Annotated in this window: 16 protein-coding genes; 5 read left to right on the forward strand and 11 right to left on the reverse strand. The window is 71.5% G+C overall.

Features of this window, described 5'->3' with window-relative positions; all coding sequences use genetic code 11:
• Positions 1-160 precede the first annotated feature (160 nt).
• Positions 161-775: an RraA family protein gene (locus ABZX92_RS27270; RefSeq protein WP_355565084.1), complete on the reverse strand. Its 615-nt coding sequence runs from the start codon at positions 773-775 to the stop codon at positions 161-163.
• 106 nt (positions 776-881) lie between these two features.
• On the opposite strand from ABZX92_RS27270, the gene ABZX92_RS27275 reads away from it, so the two are divergent.
• Positions 882-1367, forward strand: a complete 486-nt coding sequence (locus ABZX92_RS27275) for a glutathione peroxidase (RefSeq protein ID WP_355565086.1) — start codon at positions 882-884, stop codon at positions 1365-1367.
• Here the strand turns inward: ABZX92_RS27275 and ABZX92_RS27280 are convergent.
• Positions 1364-4273, reverse strand: coding sequence for an AAA family ATPase (locus ABZX92_RS27280; protein WP_355565089.1), 2910 nt, complete (start codon positions 4271-4273; stop codon positions 1364-1366). The two genes, ABZX92_RS27275 and ABZX92_RS27280, sit on opposite strands and share 4 nt — an antisense overlap.
• 15 nt (positions 4274-4288) lie before the next feature.
• Positions 4289-5329 carry a class I SAM-dependent methyltransferase gene (locus ABZX92_RS27285; protein WP_355565092.1) on the reverse strand — a complete coding sequence of 347 codons (1041 nt, stop codon included), beginning with the start codon at positions 5327-5329 and terminating at the stop codon, positions 4289-4291.
• An 88-nt stretch (positions 5330-5417) separates the two neighbouring features.
• On the opposite strand from ABZX92_RS27285, the gene ABZX92_RS27290 reads away from it, so the two are divergent.
• The gene (locus tag ABZX92_RS27290) at positions 5418-6224 is read left to right on the forward strand and encodes an alpha/beta hydrolase (RefSeq protein WP_355565095.1); all 807 of its coding nucleotides are present in this window, start codon (positions 5418-5420) and stop codon (positions 6222-6224) included.
• A gap of 328 nt (positions 6225-6552) precedes the next feature.
• On the opposite strand, the gene ABZX92_RS27295 is transcribed toward ABZX92_RS27290, so the two are convergent.
• The 6 genes from ABZX92_RS27295 to ABZX92_RS27320 all read right to left on the reverse strand — a co-directional run bounded on the left by ABZX92_RS27295 (position 6553) and on the right by ABZX92_RS27320 (position 11682).
• Positions 6553-7509, reverse strand: a complete 957-nt coding sequence (locus ABZX92_RS27295; RefSeq protein WP_355565098.1) for a hypothetical protein — start codon at positions 7507-7509, stop codon at positions 6553-6555.
• Positions 7510-7517: 8 nt separating this feature from the next.
• Complete coding sequence (locus ABZX92_RS27300; RefSeq protein WP_355565101.1) at positions 7518-9179, reverse strand: lipoxygenase family protein; 1662 nt, start codon at positions 9177-9179, stop codon at positions 7518-7520.
• A 176-nt stretch (positions 9180-9355) separates the two neighbouring features.
• A complete protein-coding gene (locus tag ABZX92_RS27305; RefSeq protein ID WP_355565103.1) occupies positions 9356-9628 on the reverse strand; it encodes a PRC-barrel domain containing protein in 273 nt (90 codons plus the stop codon).
• On the reverse strand, positions 9615-10007 hold the full coding sequence (locus tag ABZX92_RS27310) for a hypothetical protein (protein ID WP_355565106.1): 393 nt from the start codon (positions 10005-10007) through the stop codon (positions 9615-9617). The genes ABZX92_RS27305 and ABZX92_RS27310 overlap by 14 nt, the downstream gene beginning before the upstream one ends.
• Positions 10004-11233, reverse strand: a complete 1230-nt coding sequence (locus tag ABZX92_RS27315; RefSeq protein ID WP_355565109.1) for a divalent metal cation transporter — start codon at positions 11231-11233, stop codon at positions 10004-10006. Before ABZX92_RS27315 ends, ABZX92_RS27310 begins: the two co-directional genes overlap by 4 nt.
• Entirely contained in the window at positions 11230-11682 is a 453-nt protein-coding gene (locus tag ABZX92_RS27320) for a hypothetical protein (RefSeq protein WP_355565112.1), read from the reverse strand. Before ABZX92_RS27320 ends, ABZX92_RS27315 begins: the two co-directional genes overlap by 4 nt.
• Before the next feature lie 80 nt (positions 11683-11762).
• Here ABZX92_RS27320 and ABZX92_RS27325 point away from each other — a divergent pair, with 80 nt between their 5' ends.
• Entirely contained in the window at positions 11763-12101 is a 339-nt protein-coding gene (locus ABZX92_RS27325; protein WP_355565115.1) for an antibiotic biosynthesis monooxygenase, read from the forward strand.
• Positions 12102-12110: 9 nt separating this feature from the next.
• Positions 12111-13067, forward strand: coding sequence for a threonine/serine dehydratase (locus ABZX92_RS27330; RefSeq protein ID WP_355565118.1), 957 nt, complete (start codon positions 12111-12113; stop codon positions 13065-13067).
• Between the two features lies 1 nt (position 13068).
• Here the strand turns inward: ABZX92_RS27330 and ABZX92_RS27335 are convergent, their stop codons facing one another.
• Both ABZX92_RS27335 and ABZX92_RS27340 read right to left on the reverse strand, forming a co-directional pair.
• On the reverse strand, positions 13069-14826 hold the full coding sequence (locus ABZX92_RS27335; protein WP_355565121.1) for a fatty acyl-AMP ligase: 1758 nt from the start codon (positions 14824-14826) through the stop codon (positions 13069-13071).
• On the reverse strand, positions 14826-16502 hold the full coding sequence (locus ABZX92_RS27340; protein ID WP_355565123.1) for a fatty acyl-AMP ligase: 1677 nt from the start codon (positions 16500-16502) through the stop codon (positions 14826-14828). The genes ABZX92_RS27335 and ABZX92_RS27340 overlap by 1 nt, the downstream gene beginning before the upstream one ends.
• Positions 16503-16679: 177 nt before the next feature.
• On the opposite strand from ABZX92_RS27340, the gene ABZX92_RS27345 reads away from it, so the two are divergent.
• Positions 16680-17921: a beta-ketoacyl-[acyl-carrier-protein] synthase family protein gene (locus ABZX92_RS27345; protein WP_355565128.1), complete on the forward strand. Its 1242-nt coding sequence runs from the start codon at positions 16680-16682 to the stop codon at positions 17919-17921.
• The last annotated feature ends 95 nt before the right edge of the window (positions 17922-18016 follow it).

The following is an 18016-nucleotide window of genomic DNA, read 5'->3' on the forward strand; positions in this document are numbered from 1 at the left end:
CATGGTGGCACGCGCGACCCATGCCCGATGTGCCCGGTATGCACGGTCTGGCTGGCCGGGACAGCCTGTGCACGGTGCCGCCGACCACGATGGAGAGGCTCGGTACTTGCAGACGCCATGACCACCAGACAGCCCTGAGGCGCGCCCTGGAATCAACGGGCTAGTCGGCGAACCCGTTGTCCCGCAGCGCTTTGTCGACGCGGGCGCGGTGCTCCGCCTCCCACTCGTCCAGCGACTGCGCCTCTTCTTTGTCCTGCTTGGACTGTGCTTCGTGGAGCACCTCGTCCAGCTGATCCTGAGGCACCACCACGATGCCTTCCTCGTCCGCCACCACGATGTCGCCCGCACTCACCCGCACACCACCGCAGGAGATCGGCTCGTTCAGCGGCAACGCGGCCTTCTTGCTGCCAGGAATGGGAATCACTCCCCTGGCGAACACCGGGAACTCCAGCTCCCGAGCCTCCGCCACATCCCGGATCACGCCGTCCAGCACGAACCCGGCAACACCCCGCCGATGCGCGACGGCACAAACGTTGCCGCCGGCCAGCGCGTAGTCCAGATCCCCCGACTGCACCACGATCACGTCACCGGGCTGAGCGCGGTAGATCGCCGCGTGCAGCATCAGGTTGTCCCCCGGCGGGCACCGCACCGTGAACGCCGGCCCAGCGATCCGGGGCATCGGCGTCCACAGCGGTCGGATCCCGATGTCCATCACGCGCTCGCGCCCCAGCACGTCCGCGAGCGTGGTCGGTGAGACGTGCCCGAACTCGTTCATCGTGTTCCTCCCGCGCGGCTGTTCCGTGATCGATCATGCAGCACGGTGTCTCGTGCCACACCGGCCGGTTCAGCCTCGCTCCGGCATCGTGAACTAGTTTGGTGGTATGGAGATCTTCGACATCCCGGTCGCCACGCTCGCGGGTGAGCCGGGCGACCTGAGCCCGTTGCGCGGCAAGGTGCTGCTCATCGTCAACGTCGCCTCGCGCTGCGGCCTCACCCCGCAGTACGCGGGCCTGGAGCGGCTCCAGGCGAAGTACGGCGAGCAGGGCTTCTCGGTCGTCGGCTTCCCGTGCAACCAGTTCATGGGCCAGGAGCCGGGCACGTCGGAGGAGATCGCCACGTTCTGCTCCACGACCTACGGCGTGTCGTTCCCCCTGTTCGAGAAGATCGAGGTCAACGGGCCGGAAGCGCACCCGCTCTACCAGGCGTTGACGCAGCAGCCCGACGCCGACGGCACCGCCGGTGACGTGCAGTGGAACTTCGAGAAGTTCCTGGTGTCGGGTGACGGTGAGGTGCTCGGCCGGTTCCGTCCCAAGGTCGAGCCCGAGGACGCGACGATCACCCAGGCGATCGAGGCCGCGCTGCGCTAGAACCGCCAGTGGATCGGGGCGGGCGGGTGGTAGCCGCAGTAGGTGCCGGTCCGGACGGTTCCGCGCAGGTGCACACCCAGCTCTGGGTGCGCCTGCAGGATCTGGTCGAGCGCGTCGCGGATGCGGGCGCTCACGGCTTTGCGCGCGCGTTCGGCGTCGCTGCCGAGCTGCCGGGTCCGGCCACCCAGCCCGGCGGCCGCGGTGATCTCGCGGACCAGCTCGGCGCGTTCGGCCTGGTGGCGTTCGGCTTCGGCGTCATCGGCGGCCTCCTCGATCGCGGTGTCGAGTTGCGTGATCCTGGCCCGGTAGGCGCGGCGGGCCTGGTCGTCCAGCACCGGGGCGGCGGTGGTCGGCGGGGCACCGAGCAGTTCCAGGGCCGGGATGTCGCTGCCCGGCTTGGCCAGCAGCACGGCCAGGTCGGCCAGTCCCTTGGAGTGCGGCAGGTGCACCTCCTGGCCGTGGAAGCCGAGGGTCCACACGCGGCCGTCACGGCGGAAGACGAACGCCGTGACGTCGGCGAGTTTCGCGAGCTCGGCGCGGTCCAGCTCGGCCCACGCCGGTGCGCCGAGACGTTCGTGCTGGGCCAGAGCGGCCTCCAGGTGGGCCACCGCCTGGGTGTGCCGGCCCTGCGCCGCGCACAGCATGCCCAGGTGGTGGTCGACGGCGCCGGTGTAGGACGCGCAACCGCCGACGACCACGTGCGTGCCCGCGTAGTCCGCCAGCAACGCGTAGGCCTGCTCGCGTTGTTCGGCTGATCCGACCGCGGCGGCGACGAACGCCGTGATGGCCTGCATCTCCAGGTGGTAGCCCAGTTGTGCGGCGGGCACGGCGAATCCGGCGAACTCCGCCCTGGCCCGGTCGGTGGCACCGGCCGACAGCGACAGAGCGGCGCGGAGCATCGGCAGCATCGGCGCGACCGGGTCCGAGGGGTCGACGTCCAGGTCCGGCACCGATTCGGCGCTCGGGTCCAGCACCCCGACCGACAGTCCCGAAGTGGCGTGCACCGCGAACACGTCGGGCTGACCGATCATCAGGCCGAGCTTCAGCGCCGAGTCGGCGAACGAGCGTGCCTCGCCGAGGCGTCCGGCGATGGCGGCGAGCGTGGCGTGGCGGCTCAGCGCACCCCAGCGGCCGCGGGCGTGGCCGAGACCCTCCGACAGCTGCACGTAGGTGTGCAGGACCGCGACTCCTTCCGGCTCACCGAGTTCGATCAGCGCGGTGGCACGCAGCAACGCGGCCTGGGCCACCAGGTCGGGGTCTTGCGCCCGGTCGGCGGCCTCGGCCATGTCGGCGAGGATCTCCAGTCGCTCAAGAGCGCCACCCGGACGCCAGACCAGGTCGTGCTGGGCGAGCAGCGCGCGGGCGAGAGTCTGCGCGTCACCCGATTCGACGGCCAAGGCGCGGGCCTCGCGCACGATCGCCGACGCCCGGCCCGCAGACCCGGTGATGCTCAGGTCCCTGCCGAGCGCGGTGAGCAGCTGCGACCTCAACGCCAAAGCGTCGCGCGGCACCTGCGCGGCGGCATCGGTCAGCAGGCGAAGGTGGGTGGCATCGGCGACGCCGCGGAAACCGAGGCCGTGCAGACCCAGTGCGGCCGAAGCAAGGGCGAACGGATCGCCGGTGCGCTCGGCCAGCTCGGCGAGATCGCGGTAGGCGGACTGCGCGGCCGCGGTGGCGCCGGCGTGGCCCAGCGACTCCGCGAGCGCGACGAGCAAGTCGCGCCGCTCACGTCCGGCCACGGCCAGGTCGAGTGCCGCGCGGTAGTGGGCGGCGGCGTCGTCGTGTGCCGTGCGTGCCGCTGCTTCACGACCGGCGAGCGCGCTGTACCGGACCGCTTCGGGAACGGCGTCCGGTCCGGCGGCCAGGAAGTGGGCCGCCACCTCGCTCGCCGGGACCGCGGCGCCCGCGTCCCGCAGTTCGGCGAGCACGTGCCCGGCCGTCAGGTGCAACGCGGCACGGCGTCCGGCGGGCAGCCCGTCCCGCAACGTCTCGCGGTACAGGTCGTGGCTGAACCGCAGGCCGTCGGCGGCACGGGTCAGCACCCGCGCGGTCACTGCTTCTTCCAGCACGTCGAGGTCGGTCTCGGTGAGCCGGCCGAGCAGCTCGGGCCGGACCACCAGGCCGCACACCGCGGCCGCCGCGAGCAGGTCGGCACACGGCTGGGACAACCGCGCCAGCCTGCTGAGCAGGATCTCCCGCACCGTCTCCGGCACCGCGTCCGCTGGCCCGACCTGCATCAACCGGGTCAGCTCGCGCACGAACAGCGGGTTGCCTCCGGACCGCCGCCACACCCGCGCCGCCAGCTCGGCGTCCGGAGAAGGCCCGGCGACGGCGGTCATCACGGCCGTCACCTCGTCCGCGGCGAGCCCGCGCAGCGGCACGATCTGGGCTTTGCCGGAGAAACCCCGCTCCAGCTCGCGATACGCCCCGAGCAGCAGCACGCGGGCCTGCCCGAGGTGGTGGGCGAGGAACTCCAGCATCTGCAACGACGCCTCGTCCGCCCACTGCAGGTCGTCGAGCACCACGACCAGCCCGGAATCCCGGCTGAGCCGCAGCAGCAGCCCGGCCACCGCGTCGCAGAGCCGGAACCGCGCGTCCGCCGCCTCCTCGCCCCGAGCGACCGGCTCGAGCAGCTCGGCGGCCGCGCCCAGCGAGTCAGGAGGAACCGCGCGCAGGATCTGGACCCACGGCCAGTAGGCGGGCACGCCACCGTCCCAGCAGGTGGCGCGCAGCACGGTCACGCCGCGCTCCACGGCGTCGGCCACGAGCGCGCCCAGCACCGCGGTCTTGCCGATTCCGGGCTCGCCGGTGACCAGCATGAGCTGCGCGGTCCCGGCGAGCGCGTCGGCAAGGGCGGTGCGGGCGATGGTCAGTACCGCGTCGCGACCGACAAGGTGTTCCGGCACGGTGTTCAGCATGCGCTACGGCCGCAGCTCCAGCAGGAGGTTCATCGGCGCGTCGACGTCGATCCGCCGCACGGTCCGGAACCCGGCCGCCTCCGCCACCTCCCGCAGCGCCGGCACCCCGGCCAGCGTGCCGAGCGGCGCGGTCGACGCCTGGGACAGCGCCGAAGGCGTGCAGACCAGCAGGGACACCGCGTAGAACATCCGCCCGGCCGGGTTGAGGTTGTCGGTGACGTGATCACCACCGGGCGGCTCGATCAGCAGCACCGCCCCGCCCGGCGCCAACGAACGCCTGGCGTGGGCGAGCGCGCCGATCGGATCGCCGAGGTCGTGCAGCGAGTCCACGAACGTCACCAGCGCGTATCCGGTGCCGGGGAAGTCGGCCGCACTCGCGACCTCGAACCGCACCTCGCCGTCCGCACGCGACCGGGCCTCGGCGATCGACCGGTCGTGGTAGTCGTACCCGGTCACCCGCGCCGCCGGGAACGCCTCCGCGATCATCCGGGTCGGTGCGCCGTACCCGCAGCCGATGTCGGCCACGGTCCCACCGGCCCGCAACGCGTCCGCAACGCCCGGCAGGGCCTCGACCGCGGCTGCGACCAGTCCGGTGTGGATGGTACTGCGGGTCAGCGCGTCCGTGCCCGCCCAGTACTCGGGATCGCGCTGGTGCCAGGCGAATCCGGCACCACCGCGGAACGCCTTCTCGAAGTCGGCGAAGCTCGCGCCCATCGACGCCATCAGGTGCGCGCAGGCGTCGACGATCGCGCCGCCGGGGGCGTGCAGGATCGCGATCTCCACGGCTTCCGGCAGGCTGAACATGTCGGCGTCGTAGTCCAGGTAGCCGGCCGCGGCCTGCGAACGCAGCCACTCGCGCACGTACGGCTCGGCGAGTCCGGTCCTGGCCGCGACCTCGGTGACGCCGAGCGGCCCGGCACCGGCCAGCGCGGCCCAGAGGCCGTGCCGCAGGCCGAGCGCGGTCAGGAACGTGCCCAGCCCGGCGCCCAGCTCGGTCGTGATCTGCGCCATCACCTGGTCCGGTGACCGTTCTGTGGTGGTCATGGTCTTTCTCCCGTCCTGAGTCTGCTCACTTCTCAGGCGCCAGATCCGATCTGGCGGCGCGCCAGAACCGAGCGCGCGCCTACGGGGTATGAGCACAACAACCGTGAACGGGACGACCCTCCACTACGAGGAAGTCGGTCAGGGACCGGCCGCGCTGGTGCTGCACGGCGGTCTCGGCCTCGACCACACCTTCTACCGCGGCCTGGACGCGCTGTCCGACCGGCTGCGGCTCATCTACTTCGACCAGCGCGCGAACGGCCGGTCAGAACGCGCGCCGCTGGACACGCTCACCATGGAGCAGCTCGCCGACGACGCGGCGGCGCTCGCTGTGCGGCTGGACGCGAGCCCGGCGATCGTGATCGGCCACTCCTACGGCGGGTTCGTCGCCCAGGAACTGGCGCTGCGCCACCCCGAGCACGTCGCCGGGCTCGTCCTCCTCGACACCACCCCCGGTCAGCTCGGCGCGTCCGACTCCCCCGACGACGACCAGGGCCCGCCGCCCCCGCCCGAGTGGCTCGCCGTCGCGAGTTCCGTGCCCGCGGACGACGCCGAGTTCGCCGCGACCCTGAGCGCGCTGTTGCCGCACTACCTCGCTGACCAGGCCAACCTCGCCGCCGCGCGGGAGGCCATGGGTCAGACGATCTTCAACGTCGGCGCCATGGTGCGCTCGATGGAGGTCCTCGCGGGCTGGAGCGCCGCGGACCGGCTCGCGGAGATCCAGGTGCCGACGCTCGTCATCGTCGGCAGCCACGACCGGATCACCAGCCCCGCCCAGTCCCGCCGCATCGCCCGGCGCATGCCGCACGCACAGGTCGTCGAGATGGAGCACAGCGGCCACTTCCCGTGGGTGGAGGAGCCCGAGCGCTTCACCAAGATCGTGCGGGAGTGGCTCTAGACGGTTGATTCCGAGGGTGCGCTGCACGCCTGGCCGTGGCGTCTGCAGGTACCGAGCCTTTCCATCGTGATCGGAGGCACCGTGCACACCGGGCACGATTGCTCACCGAGAGCGCTCTCCTGCCCTGGCTCCGCATGACACAAGCCAGGCGTGCACACCGCTCAACCCAAGATCACCCAGCAGTTCCTGCAACCAACTGGGCTGGCCGCGCCACGCGACGTCGGCGACGGCCGGTTCCAGGGCCGGTTGGGTGTGGTCAGCGGCGATGTGATCAAGAGTTGGTGGTACTTGCAGACGCCAACAGGGCCAACGCCGTGGAAGCAACCGCCTAGCCGGCTCCCCGGCCCAGCTGGCTGGGGCGGTACGCGACCTTGCGGGCGCGCATCACCTCGCCCAGCGGCCGGTGCTCGGCGACGGCGTTCCACGGGTCGAACTTCGCGGCCTCCACCTCGGCCGCGAAGGCCTCGTCCGGTTCCTGCGGACCGATCACCAGCCGCGCGACGGTCTGGTACGGCGAGTCCCAGATCGCCGCGGCGTCCTCGATCGGTGTGCGGGCCTCGTCGAGGAAGAACTGCACCTGCAGCTCGTGCACGAGCGGAGCCTGCGCCAGGCGGGAGTAGATGTCCGCCGACCAGTCGTCCTTCGCCTGCGGGTTCACCTCGGCGGAAGCGGCCCGCAGCCGGACGCGGACCGCGTATGGACCGTAGGAGATCGGGGCGGCGCTGAAGAAGTCCTCGGTGGCGAACCCGCTGAACGGCTTGTTCAGCGCGGCCCGCACCTCCTTGAGGTTGCCGAACAGCCGCGGCGAGCGGAGCAGGGCGCGCAGGATCCCGGCCAGGCCGGCCCCACCGGCCGTGGTGACCTGGCTGAACTCCCTGCTGGTCGACGAGCTGAACTTCTCGTGGTTGATCAGCACGAAGTCCTGGCTCGCGGCCGGGCCACCGAACACGGACCGACCGTCCACCCCGAGCACCTTGAACGCGAAGCCGCGGATGTCCGGCACGTGGTCCGGCGCCCGGTCGAACCCGCCGTTGGACAGCCGGACCTGCACCTCGTACCGGGCCTCGGTCGCGAAGATGCCCTGCCGCGCCTCTGCCGGCAGGTCGGCCGGCACTTCGAGGGTCGCGCGCAGAGCCGGGCGTTGCTTGCGGTGCAACGCCCGGCCCGTGCCGAACTTCGCCGACTTGCGCCGCTGCATCTCGACGAACAGGTCCGCCTGGTCGCGGTGGCGTTGCGCCTCGTCGGGTGCGACGACCTCTTGCCAGTTCGTGCTCGGTGTGGTCATGGCCTCGCTCAGATGTTGGTGCTGTTGGGGATCAACGACGGCCGCAGGTACTCGTACGGCACGGCCCGGCGCTGGTTCCTGGCGACGATCTCGGCCTCGATGCTGCCGAGATCCGACTGGAAGCGCTGGTGCCCGGCGGCGACCGGGGTGCCCCTGAAGTCGTTCTCGTAGTCGCCGAGGACGGTGTGGTGGACGGAGCCGAGGAAGTGCATGACGCAGAACTGCTGCACGGCCACGTCCAACGGCGGCAGGTTGTCGAGCCAGTCGGTCTCGGTGTGCCCCTTGCCGGTCGGCTCGGGGGTGTAGCCCGCCAGCGGGTTGGCCGGCAGGAACGCCAGGTGGTCCTTCTGCGCGAAGTTCACCGCGGCGTGCTGCGGGCCCGCGGTCCAGATCACCATGGTCAGGATCTCGGCGAGATCCTGCAAGTCGGCGATGTGTCCTGGGGTGGCCCCGAAATCCCGGACTTGACCGCCGCTCGACGACGCCACCTCGGCCGCCCACGCCTGCAGCTCGTGGTCGCCCTGGACGTCGGCGTCGCCGCGGTAGTAGGTGGACACGAACGTGCCGACCCACTCCGAGATCGCCTGCCACACGAGCAGACCGTCGTCGCGGTACGGGAAGTGCGGCAGCTCGCGGCTGCCCTGCGTGCCGGTCGACGCGAGCGCCGTGGGCAGGTAGTTGCCGCGGAACGAGCGCTCGGCGCGGTGCTTGGCGAGCCACGGGTAGGTGCTCGCGAGGTCGGACCCGATCAGGTACTCGACCGCCTTGCCGGGCTGGATCAGCAGCTCGACCGCGAGCTTGTTGATCGAGAACGTGCCCTCGAAGTGCCGCTTCAGCAGCACCGCGACCGGGTGGTTGGCCGCGAGGTTGCGCACCGCGGCGAGCAGCACGGGTTCGCTCATCAGGTGCGTGAAACCCAGGTGGGTCAACACCTCGTGGTAGGTGTTGTGCGCCGAGAGCACGCAGTTCTTGGCGAGCCTCCACGAGTAGCCGTCGGCCGGTGTGTAGATCTCCCGGCCCGCCGGGTCCTGGCCGCACTGGATCGCGAACGGCCGCAGCGCGCCCCCTCGGCGCGGCACGCAGAACGCGGCCATCGGTGCGTACATGTATTTCGGCGCCTGCGGGTGCTTGCCGTTGTCCAGCTCGGACATGGCCTCGTAGTCCACCCAGTAGACGCGGCCCTCGGCGATGGCGGTCGCCAGGCTGTCGGTCGCGAACTCGGGCAACGCGGTGAGGTGCTCGTCGGTGAGCGGGAACTTGCCGGGGACGGCGGTCATCCGGTGCAGCCGCGTCGGGTCCGGCCCGGCCACGAAGCACTCGGCGAAGTACTCGTCGGTCTCAAATCGGTCCACGACCGACGGCGGCTGGGCCAACGCGAAAACATCTCGGAAATCCTGCAGGCTCTTTTGTCTCAAATCGCCGGTCGTACCGCCGGGAACGGGCATGAAGTAGTCGACCAGCCCGGCCATGTCGTCGGCCCGGATCATCTGCGCCAGCTTCACCGGCGCCAGCGGCTGCAGCTCGTGGACGAAATTCCACCGGCCTCTGCGCTTGAGCAGGCGGAGGTTCATCCGCAGCTTTTCCTGGGCTTCGAGGGACTTGAGCTGCCAGAGCTTTCCCGGGCCGTCGGCCTCGGTCGTACCTGCGGCGACCGGGAAACCCATCTCCATGTTGTACCGGTAAAAAGACCGTACCCCGGCAACCTGTTCAGCACGTTCTGCCCGGCTGTCGTGCTGCGAAATGAGATACTCCGCCACGAATCCTCCACCCTGCTCGCGCAATCAAAAAGGTGATGATCGCACCACTTTTGAAAAGCGGCTCGTGAGGGTGTGTTCAGATCCGTGAACTAGTCCTGGGGGTTCACCCAGTCGATGTCGTCCCACGGTACTTCCCGAGTGCCGCGGTGCAGGACGCGAGAGAGCCGTTCGAGCACCCACGGCCGTTGGATGCCGGGCCGCTCGTACCCGAGCAGACGCCCGCGCCACCGCGGGGTCACCAGCACCCGGACGATCCGCTGCCGGCCGTGCTCGTCGGCTTCGGTCAGCAGGTCGGCCACCCGGCCGAGCGGGCGGCCCGCGCGGTCCCGGACGGTTCGTCCCAGCAGGTCACTCGCCAGCATCAGAAGCTCCTGGAATGCGTCCGATCACGTGGTCGCGCAACCACACCTCCAGCGCGGGGGTGTCCAGCAGCTCGTGCCGGACGTCGAGCCTGATCGCGCTGCCGATCTCCGCGACCCGCTCGAACGGGATGCGCAACGGCTGCGGATCGCCGGTGGTGTGCAGCCGCCGGGCCACCGCGGCCATCCACCTGCCGAGGACGCCGCCGATCCGGCGGCCCAGCGCGTGGTGGCCGACCAGGATCGCGGCCACGAACGGGCGGCCGTCCTCGGTGGTGCCGAGCTCGATGTCGTCGGCCTTGCCGACGAGGTAGCCGTCCAGGTCCACGATCTGGCGGTCGAGCAGGTGGAAGTCGATCCGCAGCGGATCCGGCACGCTCATCCCCCCATCCCCGTCAGGATCATCAGCGGCACCGCGGCGATCGCCACCACCAGGATGACCACCAGGTACGTCACGCCCAGCACGTTCGTGAGGCGGCTGTTGACCTGGTCGCCGAGGTAGTCGCGGTCGTTGGCGACGATCAGGATCGGCAGGTAGGTCAACGGCAGCGCGACCGCGCTGAACACCAGCGAGTACTCCGTGATCGCGATCGGGTCCGCCGCGGTGAGCAGCATCGCGACGCCGAGCAGGATGCTGACCAGCACCACGGTGTGGAACCGGGCGGCCTGCCGCGGGCGCACGAGCTTGCCCCACTGCCAGCCGAAGTACTGCGCCACCGTGTAGCCGGCGGACAGGCCGGTCTCCAGCGCGGCGCCGAAGGTCGCCGCGAAGAAGCCGAGGATCACCACCGCGATCCCGAGCTTGCCGAGCGTCATCGCGACCGGCAGCGCGGTCTGGCCGAGGGTGTCCACCCGCGCCCCGAGCGGTTCGTAGACCACGGCCGCACAGCCCATGATCGCGAGCGACAGCAGCCCGCCGAGGGGGAAGCCGATGAAGACGTTGACCCGCTCGATCGTGAGGTCACGCCGCGACCACTTCTCCTCGACCCCGCCGGACGAGAAGAAGAACACCTCGTAGGGGGTCATTGCGGCGGCGAACAGCGCGACGGCGAAGAACCCGTAGGTGCCCCAGTCCTCCGCGGCCGGCGGCGAGAAGGTGGTGACCTGGCCGGCGAGCCGGTCCCACGGCGGATCGAGGGCGATGAAGGCCACCACGAACACCACCAGCGCGAGCCCGGCCAGGCCGAACACCCGTTCCATGGGCTCGAACTTCACCTTCCACAGCACCACCCAGAGCACGAACGCCACGATCGGCACCCACAGCAGGTAGTGCACGCTCGTGGCCAGCTGGATCGCTAGCGCGACACCGCCGACCTCCGCGCCGAGCGTGAGCAGCGTGACGAGGTAGGACCCGGCCAGGTTGGCCAGTGCCACCCGCGGCCCGAGGCGCTCGCGGACCAGGTCGAACACCGGCCGGCCGCTGACCGCGGCGACCCGGCCGGACATCTCGGCGTAGACGCAGATGCCGACCACGCCGACCAGCACCACCCACGCGAGCCGCATGCCGAACCGGGCACCCGTCTCGGAGTTCGCCACCAGGTCGCCGATGTCGACGAAGCCGCCGATCGCGGTGAGGATGCCGAGCGTGACGGCCAGGATCCGCTTCACCGCAGTCCCTCCAGCGCTGTCACGAGCCTCTCCCGCACCGCACCCAGGCCGTCCACCGCGGCCGACGCCGCGGTTTGGTCGTCCTCGTCCAGCCCGGTGCCGAGGTCTCCGATCAGACGCGCGGACTCCTGCAGCAGCGGCAGCACCTGGTCCCGCGACTGCCGTGAGGCCTCGTCAGGTACCTGCAGCTCCAGGACATCCGAGGTGGCTGTCGCCACGCTCTCGCGGGCGTCATCGAGCACAGTGGACTCGTAGGCGCCGAACGTCCTGCCCCGCAACGCCGTCTGCCCGGCCAGTCGCGCGGTGCCCACAGCGGACACCGCGTCCTGGACACTCGTCTCCACAGTGGAGCGGAACCCACCGGGCGTCTGCGGCCACACACCGGCCAGCACCACGGCGAGCAGCACCGCCCCCAAGCCGATCAACACCGCCCACCGACGCGTTCGCACGACGAACGCATACCCCGGCTCGGCGGGTCCAAACCGGAAACGCGGTGGATCAGGGGCCGGGCGCCGCTTACGGTGCCGCCATGAGCGATCAGCCGGTCGAGGCCTTCGAGCCCCCGTACTACGTGGCTGTCTTCACCACGGTCCGCACCGGGGCACAGGACGGCTACCCCGAGACCAACGCCCGCATGGAAGAGCTCGTGCACCAGATTCCCGGCTACCTCGGGATGGACCACGCGCAGACCCCCGGCGGGCTGGGCATCACGGTCGGGTACTTCCGCGACGCCGAGGCACTTACACAGTGGCGGACCAACGAGGAGCACCGCGCGGCGCAGCAGCGTGGGCGGGCCGAGTGGTACCAGAGCTACACGCTGCACATCGCGAAGGTGGAACGCAGCCACGGGTTCACGCGCGCGGACTAGGGTGCGGTCATGGCGGAGCTGCTGACCATCGACGACGTCCTGGCCGCGGCCGAGGTGCTCGACGGGCGTGTGCTGCGCACGCCGACGCTGCCCTCGCCTGGACTGTCCGCGCTGCTGGGCGTGCCGGCGACGGTGAAGCTGGAGTTGTTGCAGCGCACCGGTTCGTTCAAGATCCGCGGCGCCACCGCGAAGATCCTCTCGCTGTCGGACGAGGCACGGGCGGCCGGTGTGGCCGGGGTCAGCGGCGGCAACCACGGCATCTCGCTGGCCGACGCGGCTCGGACCCTGGGCGTGACGGCCGCGGTCGTGATGCCCGCCTCCGCACCCGCCCGGTCCGTCGAGCTCGCCCGCGCGGCGGGTGCGGACGTGCGGCTCACGGACAGCTTGCCGGCGGCGTTCGCGTTGCTGACCGAGCTGGTGGAGGCGGGTGCGACGCTCGTGCACCCGTACGACGACCCGATCGTGGTCGCCGCGCAGGGAACCGTGGGACTGGAGTTCGCGACCGACGCACCGGACGTCACCGATGTGCTGGTCAGCGTTGGTGGCGGCGGATTCATCGCGGGCGTGGCGACGGCGTTCCACGCGCTGGTGCCCGGCGTGCGGGTGTGGGGCGTCGAGGTCGAGGGCGCCGAGACGATGACCAAGGCGCTCGCGGCGGGCGGACCGGTGGAGATCACGCCGACGTCGATCGTGTCTACGCTCTCGGCGCCGCACGTCTCGCAGCTGACCTACGACCACGCGGTCGCGCTGCTGGAGGACGTGCTGGTGGTGGCGGACGCCGAGGCCGTGCAGGGCTCCCTCACGCTCGCCGAGCGGCAGAAGGTGTGGGCCGAGCCCGCCGCCGGATGTCTCGTCCCGGCGGCCCGGACGGTGCTGGACCGGGTCGGGCCTGGCGCGCGCCTCGGCATCGTGGTGTGCGGCGGGAACGCGACGGTCGCGGACGTCGTCCGATGGGCGAACGCCTGAGTCACGCGCGAGGCACCTGACGACGGAGCCTGCCCTCCGCGTACGCGTCGCGGCAGCCGGCCCTCAGCAGTTTGCCGCTGGAGCTGCGCGGCAACGTGCCCGCTGCGAGCGGCACGACGTCGTCCACCCGCACGCCGTGTCCGGTGTGGACGATGCGGCGCACGGCCATCGCGACCTCGTCGGGATCGCCGTCACCGATGATCTCCACCAGCACGACCACCAGTTCCCGGGCACCGTCCTCGACCCCGAGCACGCAGCAGCCCAGGACCGCCCGATGCGCGGTCTCCGCGGTCGCCTCCAGATCGTGCGGATGGTGGTTCGCGCCGGCCACGATGATCACCTCCTTCGCCCTGCCGGTGACGAAGAGCTCGCCGTCCCAGCGGAAACCCGTGTCGCCGGTGCGCAGGAACAGGCCGTGCCTGCCCGGCAGCTGCGCGTGGAACACCTCGTCCTGGCGGTTCCAGTAACCGGTGCCCACGCTCGGGCCCTGCACGAAGATCTCCCCCACCTCGCCTTCCGCGCACTCCTGCGCCGTCTCCAGGTCGGCCACCACGACCGTGATCGACGGCGGGACGGGGCCGCAGCTCACCAGCCGCCTGCCGCCGGGAGGGCCGACGGGCCGGACGCGCCCCTTGGTCAGCGCATCGGCGTCGCAGCGCAGGGTCAGCGGTCCCTCCCCCACCACCGCGCTGGTGACCATCACGGTCGACTCGGCGAGGCCGTAGCCGGGCACGAGGGCGCCGCGGCGGAACCCGGCCGGCGCGAACACCTCGCTGAACCTGTCGAGAGTGTGCGCCCTGACCGGCTCGCCGCCGATGAGCGCCATCTCCCATCCGCTGAGGTCGAGCCCGGCCAGCTGGACCTCGGAGATGCGCCGCACGCACAGGTCGAGCGCGAAGTTCGGCGCGCAGCTGTCGGCCCTGCCCACCTGTGAGATCAGCCGGAGCCAGCTGACCGGGCTGCGGACGAACACCCCGGCCGGGAACAGGAGCGCGGACCTGCCCGCGTACAGCGGATCGAGCACACCGCCGATCAAGCCCATGTTGTAGTGCGACGGCAGCCACGACACGCTTGTCGGCCGCCGCAGTCCGTCCTCATCGGACGGTCGGTACAGGTTGTCGTGGATCAGCGCGAGGTTGTGCAGGACGTTGCCGTGCGTCAGGGTCACGCCCTTGGGCTCACCGGTGGATCCGGAGGAGTACTGCAGGTACGCGGGAGTGTTGATGCCGATCGACGGCGGCCTCCACCGGTCAGCCGCCGCCGGGTCGACCTCGTCGACCGCGAGCCGCACCAGGCCGGCGAGCGCCGGGGACTCCTCGACCACCGCGAGGCATTTGGCGAACGTGAGCCCGGTGGAGAGCAGGAGGTCCGGCTGGCAGCTGGCGGCGATCGACTCGACGCGACCCACCTTCACGCTGGTGCGCGTGCCGTCAAGAGGTGCCACCGGCACGGCGATCAGACCGGCGTACAGGCAGCCGAGGAACGCGACGTGAAAGTCGAGGCCGGGTTCGAAGCACAGCAACGCACGCGTGCCCGGCTGCGCGAGAGCGGTGAGGCGCACCGCCACGGCGCGTGCCCGGCGGTCGAGGTCGGCCAGCGTCAGCGCGTCCCACTCCGTGCGCCCGTCGGCGTAGAACGAGTACGCGCGCAGCTCCGGTTCGGCCGCGGCACGGGCCTGGCACAGCTCGACCAGCGTGGTGAACTTGCGCCTGCCGCCGGTGACGCCCTTCGGCAGCCGAACTCCGTCGCGGATGTGCATCACTCGTCTCCTGACATGAGCGTCCGGCACGCGGCCCTGCGCAGCTTTCCGCTCGTGGTGAGCGGCAACGTGCCGGGCGTGAGCAGCACGACCCGGCCCAGCACGACCCCGTGTTCCGCCTGCACCGCGGCCGCGACGGCGGTGCGGAGCTCGTCGCGGGGCGTGGTGCGGTACCTGTGCTCGACCTCGGCGAGCACCACCACGTCGGCGCCGTCCATCACCGCGCACGCCGACCGCAGTCCCTGGTGACTGCCCACCGCGGTCGCCTCGACGTCGTACGGGTAGAGCTGACGGCCGTCGACGTCGAGCAGGTCCGGGATCCGGCAGGTGACGAAGAGCTGGCCCTCGAACAGGAATCCCAGGTTTCCGGTGCGCAGGAACCGGCGGCCCGCGACCTGCGCGCCGAAGGCCCGGTCGGTGGCGGCGGGATCGTCCCAGTAGCCCGCTCCGATGCTCGGCCCCGACACGAGGATCTCGCCCACCTCGTCGTCGCCCAGCGGTTCGCGGGTCTCCGGATCCACGACGACCACCTCGAGCGACGGATCCGGCTCACCGCAGCCGACCAGGCTGCGCGCACCGGCACCGCTCGCCGCGCGCACGACGCGTCCGCGTTCCAGCGCACCGGTGTCGAACGGGCGCACGACCGGCTGGCCCTCCAGCGGACCGCCGCTGATCAGCACGGTCGACTCCGCCATGCCGTAGCTGGGGAAGAACGCCTGCCGGCGGAACCCGCACGGCGCGAACCGCGCCGCGAACCTGTCGATCGTCGACGCGCGCAACGGCTCGTCGCTGATCGCGGCGATGCGCCAGCGGCTCAGGTCCAGGCCGTCGCGCTGGTCGTCGGTCACGCGGCGCAGGCACAGCTCGTACCCGAGGCTGGGCGCGGCGGCGATCTCCGCGCCGTAGCTGGAGATCGCGCGCAGCCAGTTGGCGGGCACCCGCGCGAAGGACTGCGCGGACATCAGCACGGACAGCTGGCCCAGGAAGAGCGGTTGCAGCACACCGCCGACGAGCCCCATGTCGTGGAACACCGGCAGCCACGACACGGTCGGTGCGAGCCGTTGTCCGTAGTCCTCGTCGGGCCGCGAGCCGCCGCGGACGATGAGCGCGAGGTTGTGCAGCACGCCCGCGTGCGTCAGGACGACTCCCTTGGGGCGTCCCGTCGTGCCGGAGGTGTACTGCAGGTAGGCGATCTCGTCCGGTTCGTTCGAGCTGTGGAACTCGAAGTCGCCGTCGACCTCGTCCGTGGCGAGCGGCGTGACCGGCCGGTCGCCGAGGATCGCGTGCACACCGGCGATTGCGTCCTTTGTGGACAGGAGTAGCGCCGGACGGCAGTCGTCGGCAATGGCCGTCAGCCTGGTGTGCCGCGCGTCGCCCGCCGCCCGGCGCACGGGGGGAGCCGGCACGGCGATGATCCCGGCGTACAGGCAACCCAGGAACGCCGCCACGAACTCGATTCCGGGCGGATGGCAGAGCAGCGCCCGTGATCCCGGCGCGGCCAGTTCCCGCAACCGCACCGCGATCGCGCGCGCCCGGCGATCGAGCTCCGCGTAGGTGATCGCGGCCGATTCCACCACACCGCTCTCCAGGAACACGAACGCGCGTTCCTCTCCGCGCAAGGCCACCTGCCGGCGACACAGATCCGCCAGGTTCACCACGTCCGCCGTCACTTCCACAGCCACTCCCTCCGCCGCCTGTTTCCCTTGCGGTGCGGACGTTACGGAGATCCGGCGGCGCTGTGATCGGCCGCGCGACGGAGGGTGGGGTCCGTCCCGCGGCCGCTGCTTTTGAGGCTGTCGCGGTGATCTCCTCAAGGCATGTCATACGAGAGCACGTTCCTCGACTTCTCCCTGATGCACCCGTCGTTGCCCCCGTTGCCGGGAGGAGAGGAGGAGATCGTCGTCACCGGCCTCGGCATGACGACTCCGCAGGGCGGCGACGTCCAGTCCACCTGGGACGGTCTGCTCGCCGGTGTCTCCGGTGCGCGCCTGCTCGACGCGCCGTGGGCCGCCGATCTGCCCGTGCGGCTGGGCGCGCCGGTGCACGAAGATCCCGGCCCGTCGCTGGAACGCGTGGCCCGCCGCCGGATGGACCGCTGCCAGCAGCTCGCCGTCGTCGCCGCCCGCCAGGCGTGGTCGGACGCGGGCGCGCCTGCCGCGGAGCCCGAACGGCTGGCGGTGGTGTTCGGCACGGGTCTGGGCGGCGGTGGCACCTTGGTCGAGCAGTACGAACGGTGCCAGTCGCTCGGTCCGGACCGCGTCTCGCCGTTCACCGTCACGATGCTCATGCCGAACGGCCCCGCCGCGGCCGTGAGCATGGATCTCGGCGCGCGCGGCGGTGCGCACGCGCCCACCAGTGCCTGCGCCTCCGGAGCGGAGGCAATCGCCTTGGGTGCCGCACTGTTGCGCCGCGGCCTCGCGGACGTCGTCGTCGCCGGCGGCACGGAGGCGTGCCTGGGCAGGCTGTCGATCGCGGCGTTCGCGCGGATGGGAGCGTTGTCCCGCAGGCACTCCGACCCCGGCGCCGCCTCCCGGCCGTTCGACTCCGGCCGGGACGGGTTCGTGATGGCCGAGGGTGCGGGCGCGCTCGTGCTGGAGCGCGGTTCGTTCGCCCGCGCTCGAGGGGCCAAGATCGCCGCGAAACTCGCTGGCATCGGCATGACCTCCGACGCGCACGACATGACCGCGCCCTCACCGGACGGCCAGATCCGCGCCATCCGGCACGCCCTGCGCTCGGCCGGGCTGAGCCCGTACGACGTCACCCACGTGAACGCGCACGCACCGGGCACCCAGGTGGGCGACCGCGTGGAGGCGGCCGCCGTCCTGGAAGCCCTGGGCCCGCACCCGCTGGTCACCGCCACGAAGTCGGTGACCGGCCACCTCATCGGCGGCGCGGGGGCGGTCGAGGCGATCTTCACCGTGCTCGCCGTGCGGGACGGCGTCGTCCCGCCGACGCGCAACCTCGACGACCAGGACTCCGACGTGAAGCTGGAGATCGTCGCGGACCGGCCGCGGCACGCGCGGATCGGGGCGGCGATCTCCAACTCGTTCGGGTTCGGCGGGCACAACGTGGTGCTCGCGTTCACCCGGTCATGACCTCGCCCGGTCCGGCGGAGCGGAGCAGCCCGGCGCGGCCCGATGCGGCGCGGCCCGATGCGGCCCGATGCGGCGCGGCCCGATGCGGCGCGGCC

This window comes from Lentzea sp. NPDC006480, assembly GCF_040611995.1.
Taxonomy (GTDB): domain Bacteria; phylum Actinomycetota; class Actinomycetes; order Mycobacteriales; family Pseudonocardiaceae; genus Lentzea.